At 42.6% G+C, this 26362-nt stretch carries 21 protein-coding genes; 15 read left to right on the top strand and 6 right to left on the bottom strand.

Features of this window, described 5'->3' with window-relative positions; translation table 11 throughout:
- Positions 1 to 5: 5 nt before the first annotated feature.
- Entirely contained in the window at positions 6 to 98 is a 93-nt protein-coding gene (locus VB073_RS17425; RefSeq protein WP_416349505.1) for an integrase core domain-containing protein, read from the top strand.
- Between the two features lie 232 nt (positions 99 to 330).
- Positions 331 to 627, top strand: a complete 297-nt coding sequence (locus VB073_RS05730; protein ID WP_323403181.1) for a hypothetical protein — start codon at positions 331 to 333, stop codon at positions 625 to 627.
- 107 nt (positions 628 to 734) lie between these two features.
- Here VB073_RS05730 and VB073_RS05725 read toward each other — a convergent pair whose 3' ends face one another.
- The 4 genes from VB073_RS05725 to VB073_RS05710 are packed head-to-tail and all read right to left on the bottom strand — an operon-like array spanning position 735 to position 8491.
- Complete coding sequence (locus VB073_RS05725) at positions 735 to 1775, bottom strand: DUF4973 domain-containing protein (protein ID WP_323403180.1); 1041 nt, start codon at positions 1773 to 1775, stop codon at positions 735 to 737.
- A 24-nt stretch (positions 1776 to 1799) separates the two neighbouring features.
- A complete protein-coding gene (locus VB073_RS05720) occupies positions 1800 to 3827 on the bottom strand; it encodes a RagB/SusD family nutrient uptake outer membrane protein (protein WP_323403179.1) in 2028 nt (675 codons plus the stop codon).
- A 36-nt stretch (positions 3828 to 3863) separates the two neighbouring features.
- Positions 3864 to 6998: a TonB-dependent receptor gene (locus VB073_RS05715; RefSeq protein ID WP_323403178.1), complete on the bottom strand. Its 3135-nt coding sequence runs from the start codon at positions 6996 to 6998 to the stop codon at positions 3864 to 3866.
- A gap of 35 nt (positions 6999 to 7033) precedes the next feature.
- Positions 7034 to 8491 (bottom strand): IPT/TIG domain-containing protein, encoded by a 1458-nt coding sequence (locus VB073_RS05710; protein WP_323403177.1) that lies wholly within the window; start codon positions 8489 to 8491, stop codon positions 7034 to 7036.
- A gap of 547 nt (positions 8492 to 9038) precedes the next feature.
- Here VB073_RS05710 and VB073_RS05705 point away from each other — a divergent pair.
- The 7 genes from VB073_RS05705 (at position 9039) to VB073_RS05675 (ending at position 17888) form a co-directional block, all read left to right on the top strand.
- Positions 9039 to 9944 carry a class I SAM-dependent methyltransferase gene (locus VB073_RS05705; RefSeq protein ID WP_323403176.1) on the top strand — a complete coding sequence of 302 codons (906 nt, stop codon included), beginning with the start codon at positions 9039 to 9041 and terminating at the stop codon, positions 9942 to 9944.
- A gap of 7 nt (positions 9945 to 9951) precedes the next feature.
- Positions 9952 to 10344, top strand: a complete 393-nt coding sequence (locus tag VB073_RS05700) for a MerR family transcriptional regulator (protein WP_323403175.1) — start codon at positions 9952 to 9954, stop codon at positions 10342 to 10344.
- A 95-nt stretch (positions 10345 to 10439) separates the two neighbouring features.
- A complete protein-coding gene (locus VB073_RS05695) occupies positions 10440 to 11606 on the top strand; it encodes a DUF1343 domain-containing protein (RefSeq protein WP_323403174.1) in 1167 nt (388 codons plus the stop codon).
- Between the two features lie 53 nt (positions 11607 to 11659).
- Positions 11660 to 14284 carry a valine--tRNA ligase gene (locus tag VB073_RS05690; RefSeq protein ID WP_323403173.1) on the top strand — a complete coding sequence of 875 codons (2625 nt, stop codon included), beginning with the start codon at positions 11660 to 11662 and terminating at the stop codon, positions 14282 to 14284.
- A 188-nt stretch (positions 14285 to 14472) separates the two neighbouring features.
- Positions 14473 to 15330 (top strand): fructosamine kinase family protein, encoded by an 858-nt coding sequence (locus tag VB073_RS05685; RefSeq protein WP_323403172.1) that lies wholly within the window; start codon positions 14473 to 14475, stop codon positions 15328 to 15330.
- Between the two features lie 436 nt (positions 15331 to 15766).
- On the top strand, positions 15767 to 16417 hold the full coding sequence (locus tag VB073_RS05680; RefSeq protein ID WP_323403171.1) for an ATP-binding cassette domain-containing protein: 651 nt from the start codon (positions 15767 to 15769) through the stop codon (positions 16415 to 16417).
- A gap of 643 nt (positions 16418 to 17060) precedes the next feature.
- Positions 17061 to 17888 carry a hypothetical protein gene (locus VB073_RS05675; RefSeq protein WP_323403170.1) on the top strand — a complete coding sequence of 276 codons (828 nt, stop codon included), beginning with the start codon at positions 17061 to 17063 and terminating at the stop codon, positions 17886 to 17888.
- Positions 17889 to 17981: 93 nt separating this feature from the next.
- Here the strand turns inward: VB073_RS05675 and VB073_RS05670 are convergent, their stop codons facing one another.
- Positions 17982 to 18872: a DMT family transporter gene (locus VB073_RS05670; protein ID WP_323403169.1), complete on the bottom strand. Its 891-nt coding sequence runs from the start codon at positions 18870 to 18872 to the stop codon at positions 17982 to 17984.
- Positions 18873 to 19180: 308 nt separating this feature from the next.
- On the opposite strand from VB073_RS05670, the gene VB073_RS05665 reads away from it, so the two are divergent.
- From VB073_RS05665 to VB073_RS05640, 6 genes are all read left to right on the top strand, one after another.
- Positions 19181 to 20407 (top strand): hypothetical protein, encoded by a 1227-nt coding sequence (locus tag VB073_RS05665; protein ID WP_323403168.1) that lies wholly within the window; start codon positions 19181 to 19183, stop codon positions 20405 to 20407.
- Between the two features lie 235 nt (positions 20408 to 20642).
- Positions 20643 to 21245, top strand: a complete 603-nt coding sequence (locus VB073_RS05660) for a DUF1287 domain-containing protein (protein WP_323403167.1) — start codon at positions 20643 to 20645, stop codon at positions 21243 to 21245.
- 53 nt (positions 21246 to 21298) lie between these two features.
- Positions 21299 to 21544 (top strand): AbrB/MazE/SpoVT family DNA-binding domain-containing protein, encoded by a 246-nt coding sequence (locus VB073_RS05655; RefSeq protein WP_323403166.1) that lies wholly within the window; start codon positions 21299 to 21301, stop codon positions 21542 to 21544.
- Entirely contained in the window at positions 21535 to 21858 is a 324-nt protein-coding gene (locus VB073_RS05650; protein WP_323403165.1) for a type II toxin-antitoxin system PemK/MazF family toxin, read from the top strand. Before VB073_RS05655 ends, VB073_RS05650 begins: the two co-directional genes overlap by 10 nt.
- Positions 21859 to 21944: 86 nt before the next feature.
- Positions 21945 to 22265, top strand: a complete 321-nt coding sequence (locus tag VB073_RS05645) for a DUF3784 domain-containing protein (protein ID WP_323403164.1) — start codon at positions 21945 to 21947, stop codon at positions 22263 to 22265.
- A 26-nt stretch (positions 22266 to 22291) separates the two neighbouring features.
- Positions 22292 to 23827 carry a S41 family peptidase gene (locus VB073_RS05640; RefSeq protein ID WP_323403163.1) on the top strand — a complete coding sequence of 512 codons (1536 nt, stop codon included), beginning with the start codon at positions 22292 to 22294 and terminating at the stop codon, positions 23825 to 23827.
- Positions 23828 to 23930: 103 nt separating this feature from the next.
- Here the strand turns inward: VB073_RS05640 and pbpC are convergent, their stop codons facing one another.
- Positions 23931 to 26336 (bottom strand): penicillin-binding protein 1C, encoded by a 2406-nt coding sequence (gene pbpC, locus VB073_RS05635; protein WP_323403162.1) that lies wholly within the window; start codon positions 26334 to 26336, stop codon positions 23931 to 23933.
- Positions 26337 to 26362: the final 26 nt, after the last annotated feature.

Below are 26362 nucleotides of genomic sequence, written 5' to 3'. Positions count from 1 at the left end.
ACAAGATAAAAGAGTATATTGAGTTTTATAACAGGGAAAGACCCCACCAGTCATTGGGCTATAAAACCCCGGAAGAGATGTTCCGGGCGGCCGCTTAGTTTCTCGGGACCGCCCCGCGGGGCGGTCCCGAGAAACTAACTTAATTGAGAGTAATAACTGTCTAAGGAAGGGGAGAAGTATAGGATACCCCTACATGATAATGCCCCGATTGCCGTCAAAAAAGGAAAAAAAAGAGCCGATACAGGGGAATCATATAATACGCGTGAATGGATTGATACCGGTAAGTTATTTCCGGAGGCCACATCAGCCATCTATCACTATGGGGATAGTATGCCGGAATATCCGTCCGGGTCGATCCTTATGCTCAAGCAAGTGATTGATTTAGGTCTTATCGTATGGGGAAGAAATTATTATGTGGAGACAAGTGAAGTTGCATTTACAAAAAAGCTTCAGGATGGAGGAGAAGATTATATCATAGGTTATAGTTCCAACCTGAAAACATATCCGGATGGCCGACTTGTACACGAACCTGTGAAAATATCAAAGAAGGATATCGTCCATATTCATCTTATCCTGGGATGTGTGATCAAGGAGTTTGGTGATAATGTGATTTCAATCACAACATAAACAGCACCCAAGAGAATATTTATAAAATCAAATGTCTCCAAAATACCATGGGATTAAACCCTGAATGGCATTTGGAGACATTTATTATTTAAAGGGAACCTTTCTGTTTACCAGAATATAGCCTGGTCTTCATCCGGGATCAGTTTACTTACATTACGTTGCATCAACATCGTACCCTTACATCTATAAGGGAATACTATATTGTCACTTGATTCAGCGTCTTTATACCTGTATTCCATCGTCAACGTAAAGAAACGCTTCACAATATGCGGGCGATCGATATCCAGTTCTTCCTTGATTTCATAGCTCGGTTCACCGATAACCTCGAATTCCAAAGCCGGATTATCCGCAGTCAATGACAATTTACCTCTCTTTATGAAAAGGCCTGTGCCTTCTTCAGTTTTCGAATCTATGATCTCTTCCACCGTGGGTTCCAGGAATTCACATTTTACTTTGAATTTACCCCTGTTCTCTGCCAGTTCTTCGGTAATACCGGCATAAAAGAAGATAGTATTGTCATTTACAACCCTGGTCTCACGGGTGCTGGCGGTCATGTATCTGGTAGTATTATCCCCAAAATAAACATACATACTTGCAGCATTATAAGTACCGGAATAGTCGTTAAACGGCATTACCCAGAGCAAAGCTTTCTGCCTACCCTTATAGGTGTTCAGCTTATAGGAAGGATCGGGTAAGACGGTCAGCGGTAAAACCCATTTCTCTACAAGATCAATCCCTGAAAAATTGAAGTCAATGTTAAAATGTGCCACATCAGTACCAGCCGGGATATGGCAGGTTTGTGACGGGAAGCTGAAGAAATTCTCAGGCAATTGTTTGTAATATAGGTCAGAACGATCAGTATATTTATCGAGATTCAGGTAATCAAGCGTATCGTTATCCACACTAATACGGACCATATAGTCCTTGTCATTTTTGCGTGATCCGCTTACGATAACCGGAAGTTTAAACGTTACCGACTCATTATTAGGTTTGTATCTCAAGTAGATAACCGACACGTCATCTCTGTTGATAGGTGCCTTCAGTGATATCATTCTGCTATATAATTCACTTTCCCATTCGTCATTACAACCGGAAAGAATAAAAAACACACCAATCAGTACAGTCAAATATATATAAAATCTTTTCATATTATTGTATTTTTTAATGCTGAATTAATCAAATGAAGGCCATCCGGGTGCCTGGGTCAGGCGGGCATTCCTTTTCAATTCATCGTAAGCAATCGGCCAGAAATATTTTTTCATTGACCATGAAGTTTGCACACTGGGAACTACAACCTGTTCATAGAAGTATTCGCGATATTCTTTCGGAACAGTAGTATTGCAACCGTAAATCATCTGGCTTTCTTCCTCCGGAGCATCTTTCCAGCGACGAAGGTCGTAATAGCGTTGATTTTCTCCTAAGAACTCAATCTGGCGTTCACGTTTGATCTGTGCCCTTAATGCTTCTGCGCTCGCATAAGGATCACCCATACCAATTTCATCGAAATTGGGTAATCCGGCCCTCAGACGTACCGGAAGTACGGCAGCCTTCATAGCAGCCACGTCGCGCGAAATAGAATAGGTTTCACTACCATCCCATGACTTAACCTGATGGGTAGTTGTCAGTTCGTTCAATGCCTCGGCATACATCAACAGGATATCCGCATAACGGATAGCCGGGTCTACCTTAGGATATACAGTTCCGTCCTTATAACTTTCCTTAGGATTGACGAATTTCATCATTCCGATGCCGGTCGGTATCCAGCGGTCGTCGGTACTCACAATTTTTCGTCCGTCATCTTCACCATAATAGTAAAATGTCTGGAAATCACGGTTAGTGGCATCTTTCGCACTTACATTGGCCCAATGAGCACCACTAAAAGCCACCGACGCATAGAAACGGGGCTCCCGGTTGGCATATTCCAGCCACACATCTTTTCTCAGGTAGGGATACTCTCCATCACGCTGTGTAAAACCTTTCGGACTGATATTCCTGTCGAATGGCTTGCCGTCATTCATCGCATAAGCATCACACTGCTTACCGGTGATACCATGGCAATTCCATCCTCCACCCCTGCTTACCGGCATCTGGTGACGGGTCATAGACTGTATACCATATTCGTCATTCAATTGGTTATCACCGCGAGAGAAGATCAATTCCGGGTTTTCCGCAACGTAAAGGTCGCCATTAAACAAGGCACGGTAAGAGTCCAGCGGATCGATATCCTTCCATCCGCCTTCCTTCCAGCTCTTCTCAGAATACACCGGATGATAGGGAGGTTCAATGGTCTTGGGATAGGCTCCCCAGAGTCCTCCATTTAATCGTCTGGGAACCACGTAGATCTCATATCGGCCCAATTTCATTACATCTAAGGCGGCAGCAGCAGCTTTTGCCCATTTCTCTTCACTATATTCCTGAGAAATAAGTTGTCTTCCCTTGTCGTCTACGAAGGACGCCATCTCCTTGTTTCCATTCATTAACGGGCTTGCCGCATATAGATATGCCTTGGCACGTACCGCCAGCGCAGCGCCTTTGGTCGGACGGGAAGCAGTTGCACTACTCCGCTTACTCTCTAACAACTCAGCAGCCAACAACATCTGTTCAGAGATATACTCCACGCATTCATCGTATGAATTTCTGGGACGAGCCAAATCCGAATAGGATGATTCATAATCGAGCCCTTCATCAGGAAGGATTGGCACAGGACCATATTTCCGCAACAAGAGCCAATAGAGATAGCCACGGATAAAGTAAGCCTGCCCCTTGAGATCTTTGTACATCTCCTCGGTAATTTCGGGTCCGGGGTGAACATGCTGTAAAAAGATAGAAGCCTGGCGGATCCCCTCATAAGATTGATCCCACGGTCGTGCAATAAGGGCATTGACATTACCACCGTATTGCGGGCCATACTGGCCGAACTTATAATTCGAGAAAGAAATCCCTGCACCTCCCTCGGTAAAGATCATATCATCCGAGTAATTGGTAAGCGTAAAGCGCACATGACCTATTTCCAGATTAAAAGATAGTAACTGGTAATAGGCGTTGGCAAGCCATTCCTCAGTATAATCCCTGCTGTTGAATATACGCTCCAGGTCCTGCCTGTCGTTGAAATAGCGTTCCACACTCAAAAAGTCGGAACAGGATTGGAAAAATATTCCCAGACTGATGATAACGCTTAATAGAATATATTTTTTCTTCATCTTATTAAATTTGTTTTTTCTAATATGATTCAACATTTAAAGATTAACAGTCAATCCAAATGTCACTGTCTTTCCCAATGGATATTTCATCCCGTTAGAACTTCCCATTTCCGGATCCCAGAGTTTGAAGCTGGAGAATGTCAATATGTTCTGGCCGATAACATGGAAACGCATTTTATTTACATAGAACCTGTTGGTCAGCACTTTGGGTAAAGTATACCCCATCTCCAATGTTTTCAGGCGCAAATAGGAACCATCGCGTAACCAATAGGTGGACGCACGGTAGTTGTTGGCATTTCCACCGTAACTCAAACGGGGATATTCGGCATTCGGGTCTTCATTGACACCCTGGATCCAGCGGTTGGAATTTGCCATCTCATCCAGGATATTACCCCACTCTCCATTGACAAACGGATATACTGTAAATCCATTGATAAAGAAATTGGACTTTCCGGCACCCTGGAAGTGGAGGTTGAAATCAAAACCTTTCCAGCTAGCAGAGATACCGAGACCATAGATTAAATTCGGACGGGTAGTAGCGCCAATGGCAATAACATCATCGTTATTAATGATTCCATCACCATTGATATCCTTGTATTTGATATCACCGGGCATCACGTCTCTCTGGTCTCCAAAATCCTGACGGGGACTGTTGCGGATATCCTCATAATCCTTGAAAAGTCCCAGCGCCACCAGACCTTTGGCCTGATCCACACGGTATCCGGTACGACGAAGGTAGGGGTAACGGTTGACCATCTCATCGGCTTCGGTGATCTCGTTCTTGCTGTAAGTGAAGTTACCCCTTACCTGCATCCCGACTTCTCCGATTTTCTGATCAAATTTGAAGTTACCGTCGAACCCTCTGGTTTTCACGCTTCCCACGTTTGCAGAAGGATTCGTTCCCTGGATACCAACCATATCGGGCAAATAATCTCGCCTCATATAGATACCATCACGCCTTTCATTGAAATAGTCGACAGTCAAGCCAAATTTATCATTCCAGAGGTAGAGATCCAATCCCAGGTCATGCTTCTTGGCAATCTCCCAGGTTACATTATTCGAAGATACACGCGTATAGGTCAATCCTGAATATCGGAAGGGGGGGCGAGCGGGACTTCCCAAATCTCCCCAATTATAACCGACCGCTTCTTCACCTGCACCTGTGGCACGATTATAATTTCCGAAGTCAGCCAGATAAGGGAAGCGGGAAGAAGAGTTGTCTGTCCCTACTTCTCCATAGGAATAACGGATTTTCAACATACCCAACCAACTCAGGTTGTCCTTGATAAAGCTCTCTTCTGCCACATTCCAGGCTCCTGAATAAGCAGGGAAGAAACCAAATTGATGCCCTTTGGCAAAGTTTTCGGAACCGTTATAACCAAAATTGTAATTGAGAAGGTAGCGATTCTTATATCCGTAAGAGAAATTTCCGGCCAACCCCTGATGGCGGCGGGCAATTCCGGCCATAATATCTCCACCATAACCTGAAGTATTCACATAATTGTCATGGGTATATTTGAGCACACTACCTACATTGTGATCGCCAAAGGTTCTGCCATACGAAAGTTCCGCTTCTGCAAACTCCTTTCTATCGCCTGACGCTGAAGAGCCTTGGCTCATCAAACGCTCGGGTACCACACGGTTAAATACTATCTGTCCGTCAGAATTTCGTTGACGCTCAGCTCTCCACATCTCCGGATTCTTCCGGCGCTGTATATAATTGTAATTAAATGTATCGTATCCGAAACGACCGATAAATTTCAAACCTTCCGTGATAAATTTAAGATTTTGCTCCAACGTAATATTCGAATTAATGGTATTTTTCCATATCTCTGAATATCCTGTCTGTGTAGCGGCTGTCCACGGATTATAAATAGCTTCCCAAGATGATGTTATCGTACCTTCTGACATCATGACCGGCACATATCCGTTTGAATACATGATTGGCAGAGTAATGGGGTTATAACCGAAAATCGAATACCAGATATCATCAGTGTTTATCGCACCGGAACGATTCGTTTTTTCCAGTGCGCCTCCGATACCCACCTGGATCAGGGTTGTTTCGGTGATGTTCATATCAATATTCATACGATAGTTATACCGCTGGTAATTGGCATTGGTATCGTATTGTTTCATATTCTTGTCCACATGGTACATCCCTCCTTCATCGAGAAAGCTCCCGGAGAGATAATACCTTGCTTTCGATCCTCCACCCTTTACGCTCAATGAGGCACGGTAGGTGGGAGCGCCATCCTTTAATAAAAGATCCATCCAGTCTACATTCGGATAGATATCCGGATCTAACTGCTCGCCGATCATCATCAATTCCTGATCGGAGTAAATCGGCCTCTGATTGCGGGATACGCGGGCTTCATTGGCCATAGAAGCATAGGTAAGCCCATCTGCAAATTTGGGGGTACGGGTACGGGTGGTCCAGGTATATTCCGACTTGGCATTCACCTCTACCTTACCTTCATTCCCTCTTTTCGTATTGATCAATATAACCCCGTTGGCACCACGTGAACCATAGATCGCCGTGGCAGAAGCATCTTTCAATACTGAGAACGATTCGATATCTTCTATATTGAGCTCATCCATACTACGTTCAAATCCATCTACCAGGATCAAGGCGCTTGAGCTACCTCCGAATGTAGAGATACCACGTATCCAGAATTCGGAGGTATTGGATCCCGGCTGTCCTGAACGCTGCATGGCCAAAACTCCGGCAACATTACCGGCCAAAGCATTACTAATACTCGAAACCGGGGTCCGTAGCGTTGTCACATCTACCGTAGTGATCGCCCCGGTAACCGTCACTTTTTTCTGGGGTCCCATACCTGTAACCGTGATTTCATCGAGCACGTTGGCTTTTGACTCTTCCATCACGATATCAAGGACAATATCCTGATCTTTCACCAAGTGCTCCTGGGTTTCGTAGCCAAGATAGGAGAATACCAGATATTGGAACGATTCAACTGTCAATTTATATTTCCCGTCGATATCGGAAGCCACCCCCAAACCGGGTCTGTCCTTTACAATTACAGTCGCACCAATCAAGGGAAGACCTTGCTCATCTACAATGGTTCCGGAGACCTGCACACTCTTTTTCTGAGCAGATACGCCCATTGCATATATAACCAAACATAAAATGGTTAGAATATATTTCTTCATCTTTTTCGTGTTTTTATTCCTTTGATTCAATTGATTTATTCGACAGAAATGGTGCGAATACGCTTGTTTTCACGGTCTGCCACATAGAAGATTTCCTCTTCCGGATCATATGCTATTCCGCAAGGCTCTCTGAAGCGGGCAGTCTCACGGGCTTCCCCGTCAATCCAACCCCATACCCTGCCGTCAATACCTACACTACCACGTCCGGCAAAAGTGCTGACTTCACCGTCGGGAGTTATCTTCCGGATGGCATTGTTGTTATGATCGCAAAGATAGAAGTCATACACATCTTCTTTATTTTCCTGTACATACTTAGGATTCTTCACGAATACACCCTGACGTGGACGATTGAATCGTGCTGCACTACCCGGTGCATCTTCATAACCTGATCCGCCGCCAATGGCCCCCACATGAAGTACAGACGAAACCAGTTCTTTCTTCTCTTTATCATAGGCACATCGATATACACCATGGAATCCTGTCATATACACATATTTATCTTCAGGATGCCTGATCATAAATACATGGTCACTTGAATTAGCTTTCACACTAAATAACGACTTTCCATCCCACATCTGGCTCTGTTGGTCAAATACCTGTCGGGCCTTGTACACTTCCGAAGAGGTCCATGTATTGTAAAAAATAGTACCGTCACCCATTGATACGGCAGAATAAGAACACTGGGCGTAGAGATAAGGATAAACCTTTCTGAATCCTTCGTTGCGAAGGGCATAAAACATATTAGGCATCTGGTGCCTGTCATTCCAGCTTCCGCGACCGTTATCGTCTACCAGGAACAGCGTATCCCTTGTAGGAGTGTCGAACAACATCGACTTCACCTGGTGCACACCGGCCTGGCCTTTCATAAATACGGTAGAAACTTCCCTTGTTGTCAGATTAATTTTTCGAAGTGCTGCAAGGTTCTCCGCATCTATACAATAAAGAATCTTGTCTCCTGTTTCCGGGTCTTTGTCGAATTCCAACCACCAGGGATTTTGAAATTCAGCCTCTTCAAAACTACCATTGATAATACTGGAAGAGTTGGTTTGCGGATCCACCTTACCAGTCAGCGTATTCACCTGCAAGGCTGTATGGAGGACAAAAATATCTCCAAATTCATGCTCCTTTACCACTTTTCCATTCACGTCCTTGATGCGCACAACCACATCCCCTCTATTGGAACGCCGGGGTGCCATTGCGGCAATTTTCGAACCTGAAGAGCCAATCACAGGAGCTGGTATACCTCCAATGACTACTTCTATTTTCGAAATATCCGTTCCGAAATTGGATCCTTCAATGAAAACCAATGTCCGGACAGGTCCCTCTTTAGGAGAGAAATCGGTAAAAATTACCGGCTTCGAAGGATCGGTCGGTTCGGTAGGGGTGGGCCCTTGATACCCTCCTTCCTGGCTACAACTTGTAGCCGACAGACCTATCACAAGTAAACTTGCAATAAATCCCAATGAAAACTTTTCTTTGATTTTTTTTAGCATTTCTGATTATTTTAGGTTGTTAAGTAATTGAGAATAATATATTGAATATATATTAATACCTCCGCAGACAAGTAGCCAAAGCATAAATTTATAGTTAATCCCCACTCACAGACATCGCCCGATTTTTATTGCCTTCAAACAATAGGAATTAATATTATCTTTTTGATCTAGAACGAGTAAACAAAATTTCCATTACAATTCATTAAAGCCGATTAGATGTATTTTGTTATTTTTTCACCTCTTTTCCGAATATATTCGGGGGGTACAAAGATAAGCCATTACAATTTCTTAAACAAGCAAAGCAAATATTTTTGATTTATTATTTGAACAAAAAATAAAATTCAGGATATCGCATACAAAATTAGGATTCATATATTCAGTAGTGTATAATATTTGTCCCAAGTGGTGTAAAAATTATCCCAAATACAATTAATAGGTTCCTGATTAGTGTTAAGATCTATTTTACAGAAATCCACTTTAATCATAAATAAAAAATTTGTTTATCACCGTGAATAATCGTACTTTTACTTTTCGTTAAAAAGGATATATGTCAACTATTGCAATTACATTCTGTCCGATTTGCGGAAGTAACGATTTGCAGAAAGTTTTTGATACAGTGGATCATTTCTCAAGCCAGGAAATGTTTCCTGTATGTGAATGCCTCCATTGCGGATTCAGGTTCACAAACAACTTTCCTTCGGAGGAAACCATCGGCAGATATTATGATTCTCCCGATTATATCTCTCACTCCGATTCCGATAAAGGAGTGATTAACCGGTTATACCACTACTTTAGAAAACAAATGCTCCGGAAGAAAGTAAAGCTGGTAGCAACTCATACAACCGGCGATCCAATCCGGCTGCTGGATATTGGCTGCGGCACGGGTTATTTCCTGCAGGCGGCCAAAGAAGAGGGATGGAGCGTGACAGGCATAGAGAAAGACGAAAAAACCCGAAAGAGTGCCACAATCCGTTCCGGAGTGACAGTAAAAGATGAAAACGCTCTTTGGGAAACAGAGAGCGCTTCTTTCGACGCTGTTACCCTCTGGCATGTACTGGAGCATCTGGAAAAATTGAATGAAACCATCCATAAAATAGAGGAGATCATCACTCCTGAAGGAATTGTTGTAATTGCACTTCCTAACTGTCACTCTTACGATGCGGGATTCTATAAAGAACACTGGGCTGCATACGATATACCCCGTCATCTCTGGCATTTCTCGCCCGAAACCGTCGAAAAACTGCTCGCCAAACACCACCTGCAAGTTGTAAAGAAAGTGCGTATGCCTCTGGATGCTTTCTACATCTCACTCTTAAGTGAAAAATACAGGCGAAGTAATCTCCTGACAAAATACATCAGGGCATTTGTGATCGGTGTAACAGGTTTTTTACGCTCCTTGACCGATCCGGGACAATCAAGCTCTATCATTTATATCGCGAAAAAATATAAATAAATGTATCATGGGAAAAAGAAAGAAACCAATTCAATTTGACGAGAAACGGCTCTTCTATTCCATTCAGGAGGTAGCCGACCATTTTGCGGTAAACATCTCGTTATTAAGATTTTGGGAGAAGGAATTCGAGAATATCAAACCGAAAAAAACAGCCGGAGGCACCCGACAGTACACCCGGGAGGATATACAGCAGGTAGAAATAGTCTACCATCTTGTAAAGGAGAAGGGGATGACTCTGGAAGGAGCCAGACAGACTCTGAAATCTAAAAAAGATGAGGAGGGAAAGCGGGTGGAAGTACTCAGTCGGCTGACTGAAATAAAAAAAGAATTGATCACACTTGAATCTGAATTCGACCAGCTTCATAAACAACAGAAGTACTCGAATAAAAAAACGGAATGATCAATGTGCCAATGAAGGGTGAGGTGAATTTCTCTTTCTCAAACCATATAATATATGTCTTGGATCTTGATTCTTGGCTCTAACTATACAATGATATGAAAAAATATATTTTACTCCCAATTTTGTTCTTTACTGCATTTATTTTCGCACAAAATGAAGCACCTGTAAAAGTGGGGGCTGAGCGGACGGATATTTATTTTCCTTTGTTAAAGGGTAAACGGGTTGCGTTAATGACCAACCAGACCGGAATGGCCGGAGACGAGCATCTGGTGGACATGCTGGTCAGGAACCACCTTAATGTAGTGGGCATTTTTTCTCCCGAACATGGCTTTCGCGGGACGGCAGATGCAGGTGAACATGTTTCCAATTCGATCGACGAAAAGACAGGCGTTCCTATCTGGTCACTATTCGGCAGCGGAACCAGAAAACCTTCACCCGAGACAATGGCGCAATTCGATGTACTGTTGTTTGATCTACAGGATGTAGGGCTCCGTTTTTATACTTATTATGTCACAATGGCCCAATTGATGGATGTCTGTACGGAGTATGGGAAAAAGATGATCGTACTGGACCGTCCTAACCCAAACGGATTTTATGTGGATGGACCGATCCTCGACATGAAACATAAATCGGGCGTAGGATGGCTCCCTATTCCGGTCGTCCACGGCATGACACTTGCGGAACTGGCGCTGATGATCAACGGAGAGAAGTGGCTTCCGGAAGGCAGGGTGTGCGATCTGACCGTTGTTCCGTGTGAGAATTACACCCATCAGACCCGCTATGTGTTGCCTATAGCCCCATCACCCAACCTGCCCAACATCCATTCTATCTACCTCTATCCTTCCACTTGCCTTTTCGAAGGTACAGTGATGAGCCTGGGACGGGGTACTTCGTTCCCGTTTGAAGTATATGGCCATCCGGAATATAAAGAGGCTGATTTTTCTTTTACGCCACGGAGTGTGCCGGGTGCCAAGAACCCCCCGTTACTCGATAAAAAGTGCTACGGAGTAGACCTGCGGAATATACCCAATGAACAGATTTGGAAAAACGGATTCGACCTCTCCCATGTGATTGACGCCTATAACAGCCTGAATATGGGTGAAAAATTCTTCTCCTCTTTCTTTGAAAAGCTGGTCGGTGTAGACTACATCCGCAAAGATATTATCACCGGAAAATCCGCCGAAGAGATCAGGAAAAAATGGTCGTGTGATGTGGAGAAATTCAAAGTACGCCGCAAACCCTATCTCCTATACGCTGAATAATTTGGATTTGGGATACTTTTTGTACTTTTGCACTTCAATTTAGATGTGAATTTATGGAGATTGCAAGCAAATACAACCCTGCAGAGGTAGAAGAGAAATGGTACAGATACTGGATGGACAACAAATTGTTCCACTCCGAACCCGATAACCGTGAACCGTACACTATCGTCATTCCCCCACCCAATGTCACCGGCGTATTACACATGGGGCATATGCTCAACAACACGATCCAGGATGTACTGGTACGCAGGGCTCGGATGCAGGGAAAGAACGCCTGTTGGGTGCCCGGTACAGACCATGCCTCCATCGCCACTGAAGCAAAGGTGGTCAACAGGCTTGCTTCGCAGGGCATCAAGAAAAACGACCTCAGTCGCGATGAGTTCCTGAAACATGCATGGGAGTGGACAGACGAACATGGGGGAATCATCCTGGAGCAGTTGAAGAAACTGGGGGCTTCATGCGACTGGGACAGGACTGCTTTCACCATGGATGAAACCCGTTCGGAGAGTGTTTTGAAAGTATTTTGTGACCTGCACGACAAGGGATTAATCTACCGTGGCGTACGGATGGTCAACTGGGACCCGAAAGCACTCACGGCTCTTTCCGACGAAGAGGTGATCCATAGGGAAGTGACCGGTAAACTCTACTATTTAAGATATAAGATCGAGGGTGATCCCGACGGTGCTTATGCTGTCGTTGCCACTACCCGACCCGAAACTATCATGGGTGATACCGCCATGTGTATCCACCCCGATGATCCGAAAAACGCCCATCTGAAAGGAAAGAAAGTGATTATTCCCATAGCCGGACGTGCTATCCCCGTCATTGAGGATGAATATGTGGATATCGAGTTCGGTACCGGCTGCCTGAAAGTGACACCGGCACACGATGTGAATGACTATATGCTGGGAGAGAAATACAACCTGCCCTCTATAGATATTTTTAATCAGGATGGTACGCTGAACGAAAACGGAGACCGCTACGTAGGAATGGACCGTTTCGAGGTACGCAAACAGATCGAGAATGATCTGGAAGAGGCTGGCCTGATGGAAAAGGTAGAGCCTTACACCAACAAAGTGGGTTTCTCCGAACGCACCAATGTAGCGATAGAACCCAAATTGTCGATGCAGTGGTTCCTGAAGATGGACGATCTGGCGCGCCCAGCCATCGAGACAGTAGAGGACGGCACCATCCGTTTCTATCCCGAAAAATATAAGAATACCTACCGCCACTGGATGGAAAATATCAAGGACTGGTGCATCAGTCGCCAGTTGTGGTGGGGACACCGGATACCGGCTTACTTCCTGCCGCAGGGAGGGTATGTGGTGGCCATGACCCGCGAAGAAGCGCTTAAGAAGGCGTTGGAAAAAGTGGATTATCCGCTGACTATCGACGGCCTGAAACAGGATGAGGATGTGCTCGATACATGGTTCTCTTCGTGGCTGTGGCCTATCTCGGTATTCGACGGCATCAACCAACCCGATAACAGGGACATCAACTACTATTATCCCACAAGCGACCTGGTGACCGGCCCCGATATTATCTTCTTCTGGGTGGCACGTATGATCATGTCAGGATATGAATACCGCAACGAACCCTGCTTCCGGAATGTCTACTTCACAGGAATCGTGCGCGATAAACTGGGACGCAAGATGTCGAAACAACTTGGTAACTCTCCCGACCCAATCGAGTTGATGGAGAAATATGGCGCAGACGGTGTCAGAATGGGATTGTTGCTGACTGCACCCGCAGGGAACGACCTTCCTTTCGACGAGTCGATGTGCGAACAGGGACGTAATTTCAATAACAAGATATGGAACGCTTTCCGTCTGATCAAGGGATGGGAAACCGACGGGAACATTCCCCAACCGGAGACGGCAAAGATTGCCGCAGCCTGGTTCCAGAGCAAACTCTCCGAAACTATCATCGAGTTGGATGACCTCTTCTCCAAATACCGCCTCTCCGAAGCGCTGATGTTGCTCTACAAGCTCTTCTGGGATGAGTTTTCGGCATGGTATCTCGAAATGATCAAGCCGGCTTACCAGCAGCCTATCGACACAGAAACCTACAAGATAACATTGCATTATTTCGATGCGCTGATGCGATTGCTACATCCCTTTATGCCATTTATTACCGAAGAACTATGGCAGGCTTTATACGACAGGAAAGAAGGCGATAGCATTATGACTACCCTCCAGCCGGCACAAACATCAGTAGACAAGATATTACTGACCGATTTCGAAATGCTGAAAGAGGTTGTTGCCGCTGTACGTACCATCCGCTTAGAAAAAAATATCCCCAACAAGGATGAACTGGAATTGCAGGTGATCGGCCTGCACAACCCTCAATACGACAGTGTAATTGCCAAAGTATGCCGCCTTTCATCCATCTCTTCTGTCTCGGAAAAACAACCGGGAGCAGCCGGTTTTCTGGTAGGAACCACTGAATACAGTATCCCTCTGGCGGAGAAAATGGATGTGGAAGCCGAATTGCAAAAGCTAAAGACAGAACTCACCTATACCGAAGGATTTTTGCAATCGGTATTGAAGAAGTTAAGCAACGAACGGTTTGTACAGAATGCAAAACCTGAAATCGTGGAAGGAGAACGCAAGAAACAAGCAGACGCCGAAAGCAAAATCGCCCTGTTGAAAGAAAATATCGCAGCATTGGAGAAATAACTTCAATGCTCGCATATAAGGTGCACGCCTGATAATCAGATCAACGACAGATTACTTACACTTTAATATATTAACCGTATGAAGAAGATCATTGTTGCTCTATTCTTAATTGGCATTGTACATCCTCTTTCCGCTACGGGACAAGCAGCAGATGTGTTTATATTCAAAAATCAAACTTTAAAAATGAGATGAAAGCCCTCTCTAATTACATATCAGACACCTTTGCTGAAAAGATCCTCTCTTTTAAACCGGTTTCCGGAGGAGATATCTCTTCAGCATATAGGGTTGATACGGAAAAGGGTAAATATTTCCTGAAAGTAAACAATGCCCCTTTCGCCCCGGATATGTTCCGGGCAGAGCAGAAAGGACTACAAGCGATTGAGAAAACTAAAACCATCACTGTTCCCCAGGTGCATCTCGTCGACTCCATAGAGGGGCAAGCCTTTCTCCTGATGGATTATGTGGAAAGTAAACGGCCGGATGCATCCGATTATCAACGTCTCGGCGCTCAACTGGCCCAATTACACCAATGTTCACAGGCTGATTTCGGTTTTATATCCGATAATTTTATCGGCAGCCTACACCAACAAAATAACCTACATAGCGACTGGTCAATATTCTACTGGTTCGAACGAATTCTCCCCCAACTCCAATTGGCACTCAAATCCGGATTGATACAACCCAATATGATACCGGAGGAAGCGAAAGCTATCAGTCTGTTCCGGGAGATTTCCTGTGATGTAAAACCATCATTGCTGCATGGCGATCTTTGGGGTGGCAATTATCTGATCGCCACTGATGGGACCCCTTATCTAATCGACCCTGCGGCCTATTTTGGTCATTCCATGGTAGATATTGCCATGAGCCGCCTCTTCGGTGGTTTCGGTGCTAGTTTCTATGATGCCTATCACGACATCATCCCCAAATCCACTCATTATGATGTCCAAATCGAATTGTACCAACTCTATTACCTATTGGTACACCTCAACCTCTTTGGCAGCGGTTATTACTCCTCGGTTGCATCAATCCTGAAACGATTTTTTTGAGTTAAATATCAATTAATCTCTATTTTTTTCATCATCTTTGTAGAATCAAGGCAAACCTGACATCATCCAGACTAAAATAGACTATCTATGAAGATCATTCAACAAGTTATTCGAAAAACGGGGCTCTTATTCACTTTTTATCGCTATTACATCTGGGTATCCCTTTTGGTTAACGTGGCCTGTGCATTTTTCTTATGGAACAACGGGATTGGAGCGTATTCTGCATTATTTTGGTTTAAGATATTCACCATGGGAGTATCACTTTATCTTATAAACGATTATCGAAAACAGCAATATTTTTATTTTTACAATTTTGGACTTTCCAAAAAAATACTTTGGATATTCTCCCTGGCTTTCGATCTTTTCCTATTCTTCGCTTTAATAATTTTGGCCTATAATCTCCGATAAATATTCTTGTTACTTATATAATGATAAAATGAAACATATATTGGAAGTAAGCAGCGTCCGGTTACTATTCAAGGAAAGACTTATCCTTTCGGACGTTTACCTGAAAATTCAGACCGGTAATATTGTGGGATTATTGGGACAAAACGGAAGCGGAAAATCTTGTCTGATGCGTGGTGCATACGGAACACTCGCTTGCGATAAATCGGTTAGCATTGACGATGTTTATTTTGATTATGCCTATACACGTCCCCAATTGATACGTTACTTTCCTCAGCATTATTATATTCCAAAATGGTTTTCTTTAAAAAAGATTTTTCGGGATTTCAGTGTCGATTTCACAACATTCGCACACCTCTTTCCCGAATTTCAGGGACGTGAAAAGTCAAAGATCGGAGAGCTTTCAGGCGGTATGCATCGCCTTGTAGAATTGTATATCATTCTAAAATCTGACGCGCAATTTATACTGCTCGATGAACCTTTCACCCATATCAGCCCCGTACATAATGATATAATAGAGAAGATCATTATTTCTGAAGCTGTCAACAAAGGTTTTTTGATTACCGACCATATGTATCGCCGTATCCGAAAGATTTGCGATCCTGTTTATTTACTGTCAAACGGGAAAACGCATCTGGTAAATGAGGAGGAAGATTTAAGGGATTTGAAGTATGTGCCATAGAAGTCAGTCTTTCAAGCACCCAAGAGGTACAACGTAAACACCGTCCGGCCTCCTATAAGCATATTGACCTCCGGTAAGTACCATCATAAATTTGCTTTAACATCTCCAAGTATCGTTGACGCAGTTGTCAGGGTGGATATGTTCCGTGAGAATGAACGCAATACCTGTCGAACGAGCATCTTGCCATTCGTCTATCAATCGTGGTATATCTCCCTCCAATAATAAGTTGTATTTACTGCAGAATTAAGCATTTATGACGAATCATGCAATGTAACTTCGGAAAATGGCGGACTTTCACTTCGGAAAATGGCAAATGGGGATACAACAAATTGTAGCGGACACGAAAAATTGCCTAATAAATAATTGATTTTCTAATACTATTACATATATTTGCGTGTTGATCAAAAATTTGAAGAATGTACAATCCGACCGGAAGAAACTATCGGGACCAGTAAACAGGGGCACGGACAGGGTAATAAACTCAGCATCCCACAACCAGTTATTACTGAGAAGTATTTCTATAAACGGCTTGGCAATTATAAAAAGAAAAAGAGAATAATTAACGGACACAAATTCCTTTTTGTAGCTAAAGGGACAAGACAGACTTCCAAACATGCTTGTACAATAAACAACATTGAAGAAAATGAGTAGAAAAGATTGGACAGACGATAAATTAATATTCCGACTGATGAATAACAGGTCGGACAAGACTTATTGGGACAATATGGATGTTTTAAGAAGACGACCCAGTAAAGAGTTATTTTCAAAATGCGAAGAACTGATAAAATCAAGTAAGCCAAAAAACAAAATAATTGGGATTGATATTTTAGCTCAATTAGGCGGATCGTCAAGACCTTTTTTGAAAAAAACTTTACAACTCTACTTCGACTTACTCAAAACCGAAACTGATCCAAAAGTACTGCATTCATTACTATCCGCCATTGGACACAATAATGATAAATTGACCAAATTGCAGATTGAAATCCTTTGTTCTTTTTCTGACAACCCGAATCAGTTGGTAAAAGATGGATTGGTTTTTTCTTTACTTGGAATAGAAAGTCCAAAAGCTATTGAAACTTTGATAAAACTCTCTACCGACAAATCCAATGACGTTCGAAACTGGGCGACCTTTGGTATCGGATCGTCAATAGACAGCGACAACGAAAACATCAGAGAGGCTTTGTTGAAAAGGACTAACGACAAACATGGAGAGACAAGACATGAGGCTATCATTGGATTGGCGATGCGAGGAGATAGCCGTGTGGTTGAAATAATAAAACAAGAACTAATTGGCGGTGAATTCGGTTATTTGCTTTTTGCAGCTATTCTTGAAACGAAAGACAAAGAATTTCTCCCTTTACTTCAACAAAACTTAAGAGCAGTAGAGGGTGACACATCCATAAATCCTGAATGGATAAGAGACTTGAAGAAATGCATTGACGAGTTAACTAAACTGACAAATGAAACATAAGCAATCATATCTACAACAGGCTGCAAATAGCCTTTCAAATAAAGCAATTGCAAAGAATAACGGACTTTCACTGCAAAAAATGGCGAAATTATACTAAACCTTCGATTTCGTTTGTGTCACAATATACACTCCCACAAATATCAATGCGGAAGCAACCCCTTTTATCCACCCGAATGTTGCTATCCCGATAATAACAGAAGCAATTGTACCGACAACAGGTTGCATATAATTATACATGCTCACAACCGTTGCATGAAGTGTTTTTTGACCTACCATGATCAGCACATAAGCAAAAAAAGTCCCGAAAAAAACAACATACCCGACTTCCAACCAAACACCAACAGGAAAAGACAAGGATATCATCTCTGATAAATCATGATATGAAAAGGGGATGAAGCACAGAGAGGCATAGGTAAACATCCACTTCATCAACGTGAAAACATGATACCGGGATATCAACCCTTTAAAAAATGTGAGATAGCAGGCAAAACTAGTCTGAGAGAATAGACATAACATATCACCCCATATATTGCCGGAAATTCCGGTACTATTGTAATTGCTCAAGATAAGGATCAGCGCTCCTACAGCACCTATCACCACTCCAAGGATCTTCATGGGTATAACCGCTTCCTTTAAAAACAGGATTCCCAATATCAATGTAACAATCGGTAAGGATGTGGTGATGATCGTCGCATCTATGGGTGATGTAAGGGATAATCCAAAGATAAACATGCCTTGATTGAAAACAATTCCCAATAGTCCGGCAAAAAATAATAGCAGAAAATCCCGCTTGGCAACTTTTTCTTTGGGAGCAAAAAAAGAGGCTATCCAGAAGCAAAGAGCAGCCCCCATCATCCGCATCGAAGTCAATGACAGGCTCGTAATACCCGCGTTCATCGCCATTTTACCGACCGGCGACATAAGTCCCCACATACTCGCAGCTGCAAATAATGCAATATGGGCTTTGACTATCTTGTTATTCATATTTTTTCAGAGCAGACAGGGTTCTGCTTGTTCCCTAAAACATATCTTTTTCACTGAATTACGGTGCAAAAGTACATTTGATTTGCAATAAATACAAATCCATAGGACTATAATCCAGTCAGACATTTTATAAAAACAGGTAATATGATAAAATAGAGATAATAAACGACTGATATTTAATATTATTTCATATATTTGTGCAGTAGCATGCGAGTGAACATGGGGCAGTCGACAAAAACCTGAAAGTTGAAATATTAAATCCGTTTTATAATAGAGATTTTTTCATGTAACTTAACAATCATAACCCAATGAAAATAATAGTATTTCCAATTCTGGCTATCATCTTGTTCATAACAACGAGTTTCAAAGAAGGAGAAACATTGTCGATCATGACAATGACAACTGAAAAATCAGAAGTAAAGATTTATTTGTCGGGTTCAGGAACATGTACCATTGATTGGGGTGATGGAACAGATATAACAGTAACCCTTTTACCCAACGGTAAAGCTCTAACGGAAACCAAGAGCCATGTTTACACCAATTCTTCCACCCATACTATAACCATCACCGGCGGAACTATCACAGGTGTAAGTTGCATGCATAATGGATTAACAAGTCTAGACGTAACTAAAAATCCGGCGTTGACACATTTGAACTGTATGATGAATCAATTAACATATTTGGATTTGAGTAACAATCCGGCATTGGAACAATTGAGTTGTAATAGTAATCAATTTTCTACCCTTGATATAAGTAATAATCCAGCACTGACATATTTGGGTGCTAATCAAAATGAAAAATTAGCAATCCTGGATGTAAGAAAAAACACATTACTAAAAGAATTATATTGTGGTTATAATCAGTTAACCAGTCTGGATGTAAGCCATAATACCGAATTGACGCACTTGCTATGCCCTAATGCCCAGTTAACAGATTTGGACGTGAGTAAAAATACAAAACTGAAAAGGTTACACTGTCAGAATAATCAGTTAATAAGTCTTGACATTAGCAAGAATACAGACCTATGGGAATTAAATATTAGTGGCAATCAGATAAAAAAATTTGAAGCAAATAAAAATTTAGTACTGAAACGTTTACATTGTAATAATAATCAATTGACCAGCCTTGACATTAACAACAATACCGCGCTTACCAGTTTGGGTTGTAGTAATAATCAATTAACGAATCTGAATTTAAGTAACAATACAGCATTGGAAAGATTGGACTGCAACACAAACAAATTAACCAATTTGGACGTGAGCAAAAATCCAGCATTGATAGACCTGAATTGTAGCAATAATCAAATAACCGGCCTTGACACCGGCAATAATATCAATTTGAGAACCCTGGATTGTAAAAAAAATAATTTGGATTCTGATGCATTGGATGCTTTATTTAAATCACTACACAACAATAAAGTATATGACAGTTTCTTTGGTAAGGTTACTCAAAAAGAACTAAACATAAACGGAAATCCCGGAACCGAAAGTTGCGACCTAAGAATTGCAATGAATAAGGAGTGGATCGTGAATTAGCTGCTTGCAATGTAGCTTCATTCTTTCCACATTACTATTTTAGCAAATAAACATCCGGAAGTTAGTTTTGTCACAATAAAAGATGGTTTTTTAATACTATTGCATATATTTGTGTGACAGCAAAGAAAGTATACAAACGTTGTGCTTGCGGAGTTGATTCTATTTACTTTAAAATAAATGATGACATCGTCGAAATCTTGGCTATTGTAGAAAGACAGGATTTGAAAAATATATTATGACAAAGACACTACCAAATATTTTCTTCTGCATACTGACAATAAGTGCAGCAGTTGGACAAACTAATTTTTATGACCAACTCGCGGACTCCGCTCTCGTTTTGACAAAACAGAAAGTGCGGTACGACCCTGCATATTTTCAGATTGACTACCCCAATGGGGATGTACCGCCAGACAAAGGAGTTTGCACTGATGTCGTCATTCGGGCATATAGAAAATTGGAAATTGACCTCCAAAAAGAAGTACACGAAGACATGAAAACGAATTTCAGCAAATACCCGAAAAATTGGGGACTTACCAAGCCGGATAAAAATATTGACCATAGACGTGTACCCAATCTTATGACATTCTTTTCGAGGCACGGCACAGTAAAGAAAATATCGCAAGACCCCAATGAGTATCAACCGGGAGATATCGTCTGCTGGAATTTAGGGGGTGGAACAACCCATATCGGCATCGTTGTAAAGCAAAAATCAAGGGATGGCCAAAGACATTTGATTGTACATAATATTGGAGCGGGACAAGTACTTGCAGATTGTTTATTTAGTTATAAAATAATCGGCCATTACCGGTATGAAAAGGTGAAAAATAATAGCTCTTAAATTTGGTTTTTCGACACAAAAGTAATTACTTTATAATCACAAAACAGATTTGTATGGAAATTCCAGTAATCAATATCGGCAACTCAAAGGGCATCAGATTACCAAAAGCCCTTTTGAAGGAATATAATATCAACGACACCATTGAACTGATTTTAGAAAAAGGGAGCATTATCCTGAAACCCAAGTCTGCTCCAAGAAAAGGGTGGGAAAAGTCGTTCAAACAAATGCATGCAAATGGGGATGACAATCTATTCATTGACGACATTTTTGAAGACGAAATGCTTGAGGAATGGAAATAAAGCAATATGATTTAGTGCTGGTCAATCTCGATCCAACTATTGGAAGTGAGATTAAAAAAACTCGCCCTTACGTTGTTATTTCTCCCAATGAAATAAATAAATACCTTCAAACTATTGTTATAGCACCACTGACAAGCAGCTCAAAACCTTATCCGACAAGAGTGGAAATCAAACAAGCCAAGACGAAAGGTTGGATCGTTTTGGATCAAATCAGAACAGTGGATAGAACAAGAATTATCAAGAAATTGGGTAACTTGACAACAACTGAAATTGCAGATGTGAAAGCCGTAATAAAAGAAACTTACGTAGAATAAAACTTGTGGATGATTTGATAAAGACAAGCCCAGAAACAACAAGCCATAATTGACTGGATTCGAGACAAACTTTTATAAAATATACTATGGATATCATTATCTTGATCTTAGGAATTATTATGATAGGTAGCGGATTTCTGGCTAAAGCTTCACCTAACCTGATTGCAGGATACAATACGATGCCTAAGGAGAAAAAGAAAAATGTTGATATCGACGGACTGGCAACATATATGCGTAACAGTCTAATCATTATAGGATTATATATTATAATCGGATACTATCTATTCAAATGGGTTGGACTTACTACAATTGCCAGTTATTCATTGATACTGATTGTTTCTATAATCGGAGTAATGATTATGGCGATAGGGGCACAGAAATTTGACCATAATAGAACGAAGCGATGAAAACTATGTTGAAAAAGAATCAATTTATGAGAGCCTTCATCGGAGGTATAAGTGTAACTTTGCTACTTCTTTTCTCATGTAATAAGAGTAACAATGAGAAAAAAGGAGATTCCGTCTCTGTTTTGTCTCAGGTGACAACAAATTGCTTAGTCGATTTCGATTTCTTAGTCGAAAAAGTACGAACCAATTATCCGGGTTATAATGATAAAATAACAGACAAAAATCATTCACAACTCGCAGATTTAGAAAAAGAGATAAGATTGAAAATCACAAACCATCCCGACAGCTGCTTCTATTATATGAATGAATATACCGCTTTCTTCAAGGATGGCCATCTTGGCGTCACTCATATCCGGTCTGACGCAAAAGGGAAGGATCGGCAACCTAAAATCATGGACGTTTCCTCTTACGGAAAGAATCTATACATCAATGTAGATAGTTTGCAGCACGTAACAGAAAATATAAGTGGAATAGAAGGCGTCTGGAGAGGGTACAAGCGAGAATTTCTCGTAACCAAAGATGGGAAGAAATATGTAGGTGTCGTTGTGAATCAACAGGAATGGAAAAGAGGTCAGGTGTTATACGAATTTGAACCTGTGAATGATACTGTTTTCAACGTCATATATCATTCGTTAATCAAAGACGAAAAAACCCGTGAAACAGAAGCTTCATTACACTTAAACCGGAGGATACTTGAAATCCATCATGATAGGACATTCGTCCGGAAAACCGATCATCCGATTTTCGATGAAGCTTTTCGATCCACTTATGAGCCCGCTTATCCCAATACCATAACTTCTGTTTTTATGGCTATGGCTCTTGATGATAATACGTTCTTCCTAAGAATACCCTCTTTTTCCCATAACAGAGGCAATGAACTCGTAACAAAACATTGGGATAAAATAATGAGTCGTCCTAATCTGATTATCGATATAAGAAATAATGGTGGAGGTTCTGATAATTTCTATCGGGAGCTGGCAAAAATAATTTATACCAAACCATACGAGGTAACAGGGCTTGAATACTATGCCACCGAAGATAATATCAGATATTTTGAAGAGTCTATCACTAAAGGAGAGACCCAAAAAGAATGGATTGGATGGAGACAGGCCTTAATCGAGGCAATGAAAAAAGAGAAAGGCAATTTTGTAGCGTATCCAAATAAAGCAGGTACCAATACAATCATTAGAGAAAGTACAATTTACCCCATGCCCCGAAATGTGGGGATTATCATCAATGAACGAAATGCTTCATCTGCAGAACAATTCCTATTGGCAGCAAAAGAAAGCGACAAGGTTACTATATTTGGAAATACGAATACGGCCGGTGTCCTGGACTATTCTAATGTGATAGGAATCCCTTTCACTTCAAACAACTACCTTTTAAGATGCCCCACGACTCGTTCAAAACGTGTGCCAGAGAATCCGTTTGACAATATTGGCGTCGCCCCTGATATCATCATTCCGTTTCCAGCGACAAAGCATCTGAATGATAAATTGGATAATTGGATCTACTTCGTCAAAAATTATCTGGAAGCGCTGGATGAGGAAAAGAAACAATAATGATAATTTGTGAAAAGCTTTCGGATAAATGAAGACATCGTCGGAATCATGGCTATTGTGGGAAGACAGGATTTGAAAAATATACTTTGATAAATACTATAATCTACTCGACTGTAAATCTTATCGATAATGAAATCCCATTTTCATCGACGACAGTAAGGGTATGTTCACCCGAATCGGGAGAAAGTTCCATTTGGTGGATATCCGAGGTCTCACCCAGGTAATCTGTACCAAGATGCCAGAAAATTCGTGTGGAAGGGTTACGGTGCGCCAGCTCAAAAACGGCTTTGCCTCTCGACCCATCCAATTGTTTGGTTATCCTGAGTATCGCTCCCGGATAGGGATAGATAAACTGCATCACGGCATCGGAGAGGTTTCCAGTAGCACATTCGGGTGAGAAAGGGGGTAACGAGCGGTAACCGGGATGGCGCTGCTTGTAATACCATTCCCACGATGGCGGTAACTGGAACCATGATACGGAACGGATTCCCCTGTTGCCGGCACATTGTTCGTACACCCGATACTGACCATCCTCCGACAAATGGATCCGTCTGTGAAAACTGCAAACCGATGCCTGCAATCCTTTCGCAGGAACCAACAAGGTGTCGATAGAGGTTTCGGGGCAGTACATTCCTTTCAATTGTCCGCTTTCACGGCATATAGCCACTTCGGCCAACTCACCATATGGCGTTTCAAACCATCCTGTAGCAGGCAGTATATTGAACAGGTCGAACATCACCTGCGCCGACGTACGTGCTCCTGTAAGCCCCGGACGGCCCTCTCCACTGGCATTGCCTGTCCATACGGCTACAAGGTATTTTGGCGTGACACCAACCGACCAGGCATCCCGGAAACCGTAACTTGTACCCGTTTTCCATGCCACTCTCCGGAGAGAGGGAACAAAATCCCAATTCAACTCTTCGGGGCGATTCACATTCGTCAATGCCTGTAACGTGAGCCACGCAGCACCGGCATTGAACAATGGCGACGCATCTTGTTTCCTTTCCCGTGGTTCATCATCACGCAACAACCTGAAATTCTCCCACTCGTAATATTTCTTGTCCCGATTATAGTCCTTCACGGCATACACCATTCTGGCATAAGTGTTGGCAATATCCCACAATGTGCCTTCAGTTCCGCCGAGGATCAAGGAGAGCCCGTAATGATCGGCAGGCCGATTGAGGGTGGTCATTCCCGCCTTTTTCAAAAAATCGTAGAACTTCGGTACGCCGTATCTGCGTAGCGAAACTACCGACGGGACATTCAACGAACGTGCCAGTGCATCATCGGCATGGACCGCACCATCATACCCCAGACTGAAATTTTTCGGCGCAAAACCGTTGATATTGATGGGCACATCGGGAAGCAATTCAGTAGGCAACAGTACTCCTTCCTGTAACATGGCGCAATAGAGAAATGGTTTTAATATGCTACCGGTGCTTCTGGGAGATTGAATAATATCGACCTGGCTACCGTAGGCGTTGGTACCAAACCCCACATTCCCGTTATAGGAAAGGACTTCGTTTGTTTCCAGGTCGACAATCAACGCAGCAAGGTTGAAAATCCCATTTGGGGAAAATTCCTTATTCCAGCGGTCTAACACCTCTTCGGTCCGCATCTGCAGGTGCTTATCGACCGTAGATTGTACATGGTTCCCCGGATTTTGCAGATAGGCCTGCGTCACCAAGTGAGGAACGATCTGGGGCAGAGGATGAGGATGAGCGGGTAACGGTTCTGCCAACGCCAGTTCATAATCTGTTTGTTCAATGATATTGTTGTCGAGCATCTGTTGCAATAGGCGATTGCGCTTTTTCAACAGCCCTTCCCGGTCACGGCCGAAGTGCATCATCGCCGGAGAGTTGGGCAATACGGCCAGCACAGCCGCTTCCCCCCATGAAAGGGAGTGTGCGCCATGTCCGAAATAACGCCACGAAGCAGCATCGATCCCCACCACGTTCCCACCCATCGGGGCGTGGGATGCATATAACGCCAATATACGCTTCTTGGAGTATGATAACTCAAGCCGGGTAGCGAGGATCACCTCAATGAATTTTTCCAGATAGGTCCGTTTGTTCTGGCGCATTAATCGTACCGTCTGCATGGTAATGGTGCTTCCACCGCTCACCACCCTACCCGCTTTGATATTCTGGACCATCGCCCTGCCCAGCGACAAAGGGTTCACACCGGGATGATATCGAAAATGGCGGTCCTCAAACTGGATAAGACAAGTTTCATATTTCTCCGGCACACTGTCCGCCGGTGGAAACCGCCATTGTCCGTCGGCAGCGATACGAGCCCCCAACAATTCCCCGTTCCGGTCGGACACCAGCGTACTGTAGGGAGAGTCGAACAATGTACGGGGCAAGCAAAGGAGATACCAGACCAACAGGAAAACAAGCGCCAAAAGGATGAGTTTTTTCCGTATACTCAATGCCTTAAACCGTCTCAATAACGTTTCACCGTATGATACCATACGCTTTCCCATCCTCATCACGGCATTCTTTATCATTCCCACTTCACTCTTTTGCTCGCCGT

This window comes from Proteiniphilum sp., assembly GCF_034927365.1.
In the GTDB taxonomy this organism is placed as follows: Bacteria; Bacteroidota; Bacteroidia; order Bacteroidales; family Dysgonomonadaceae; genus Proteiniphilum.
The sequence above is the reverse complement of the archived record's forward strand: the minus strand, read 5'-3'. Positions and strand labels throughout refer to the sequence as shown.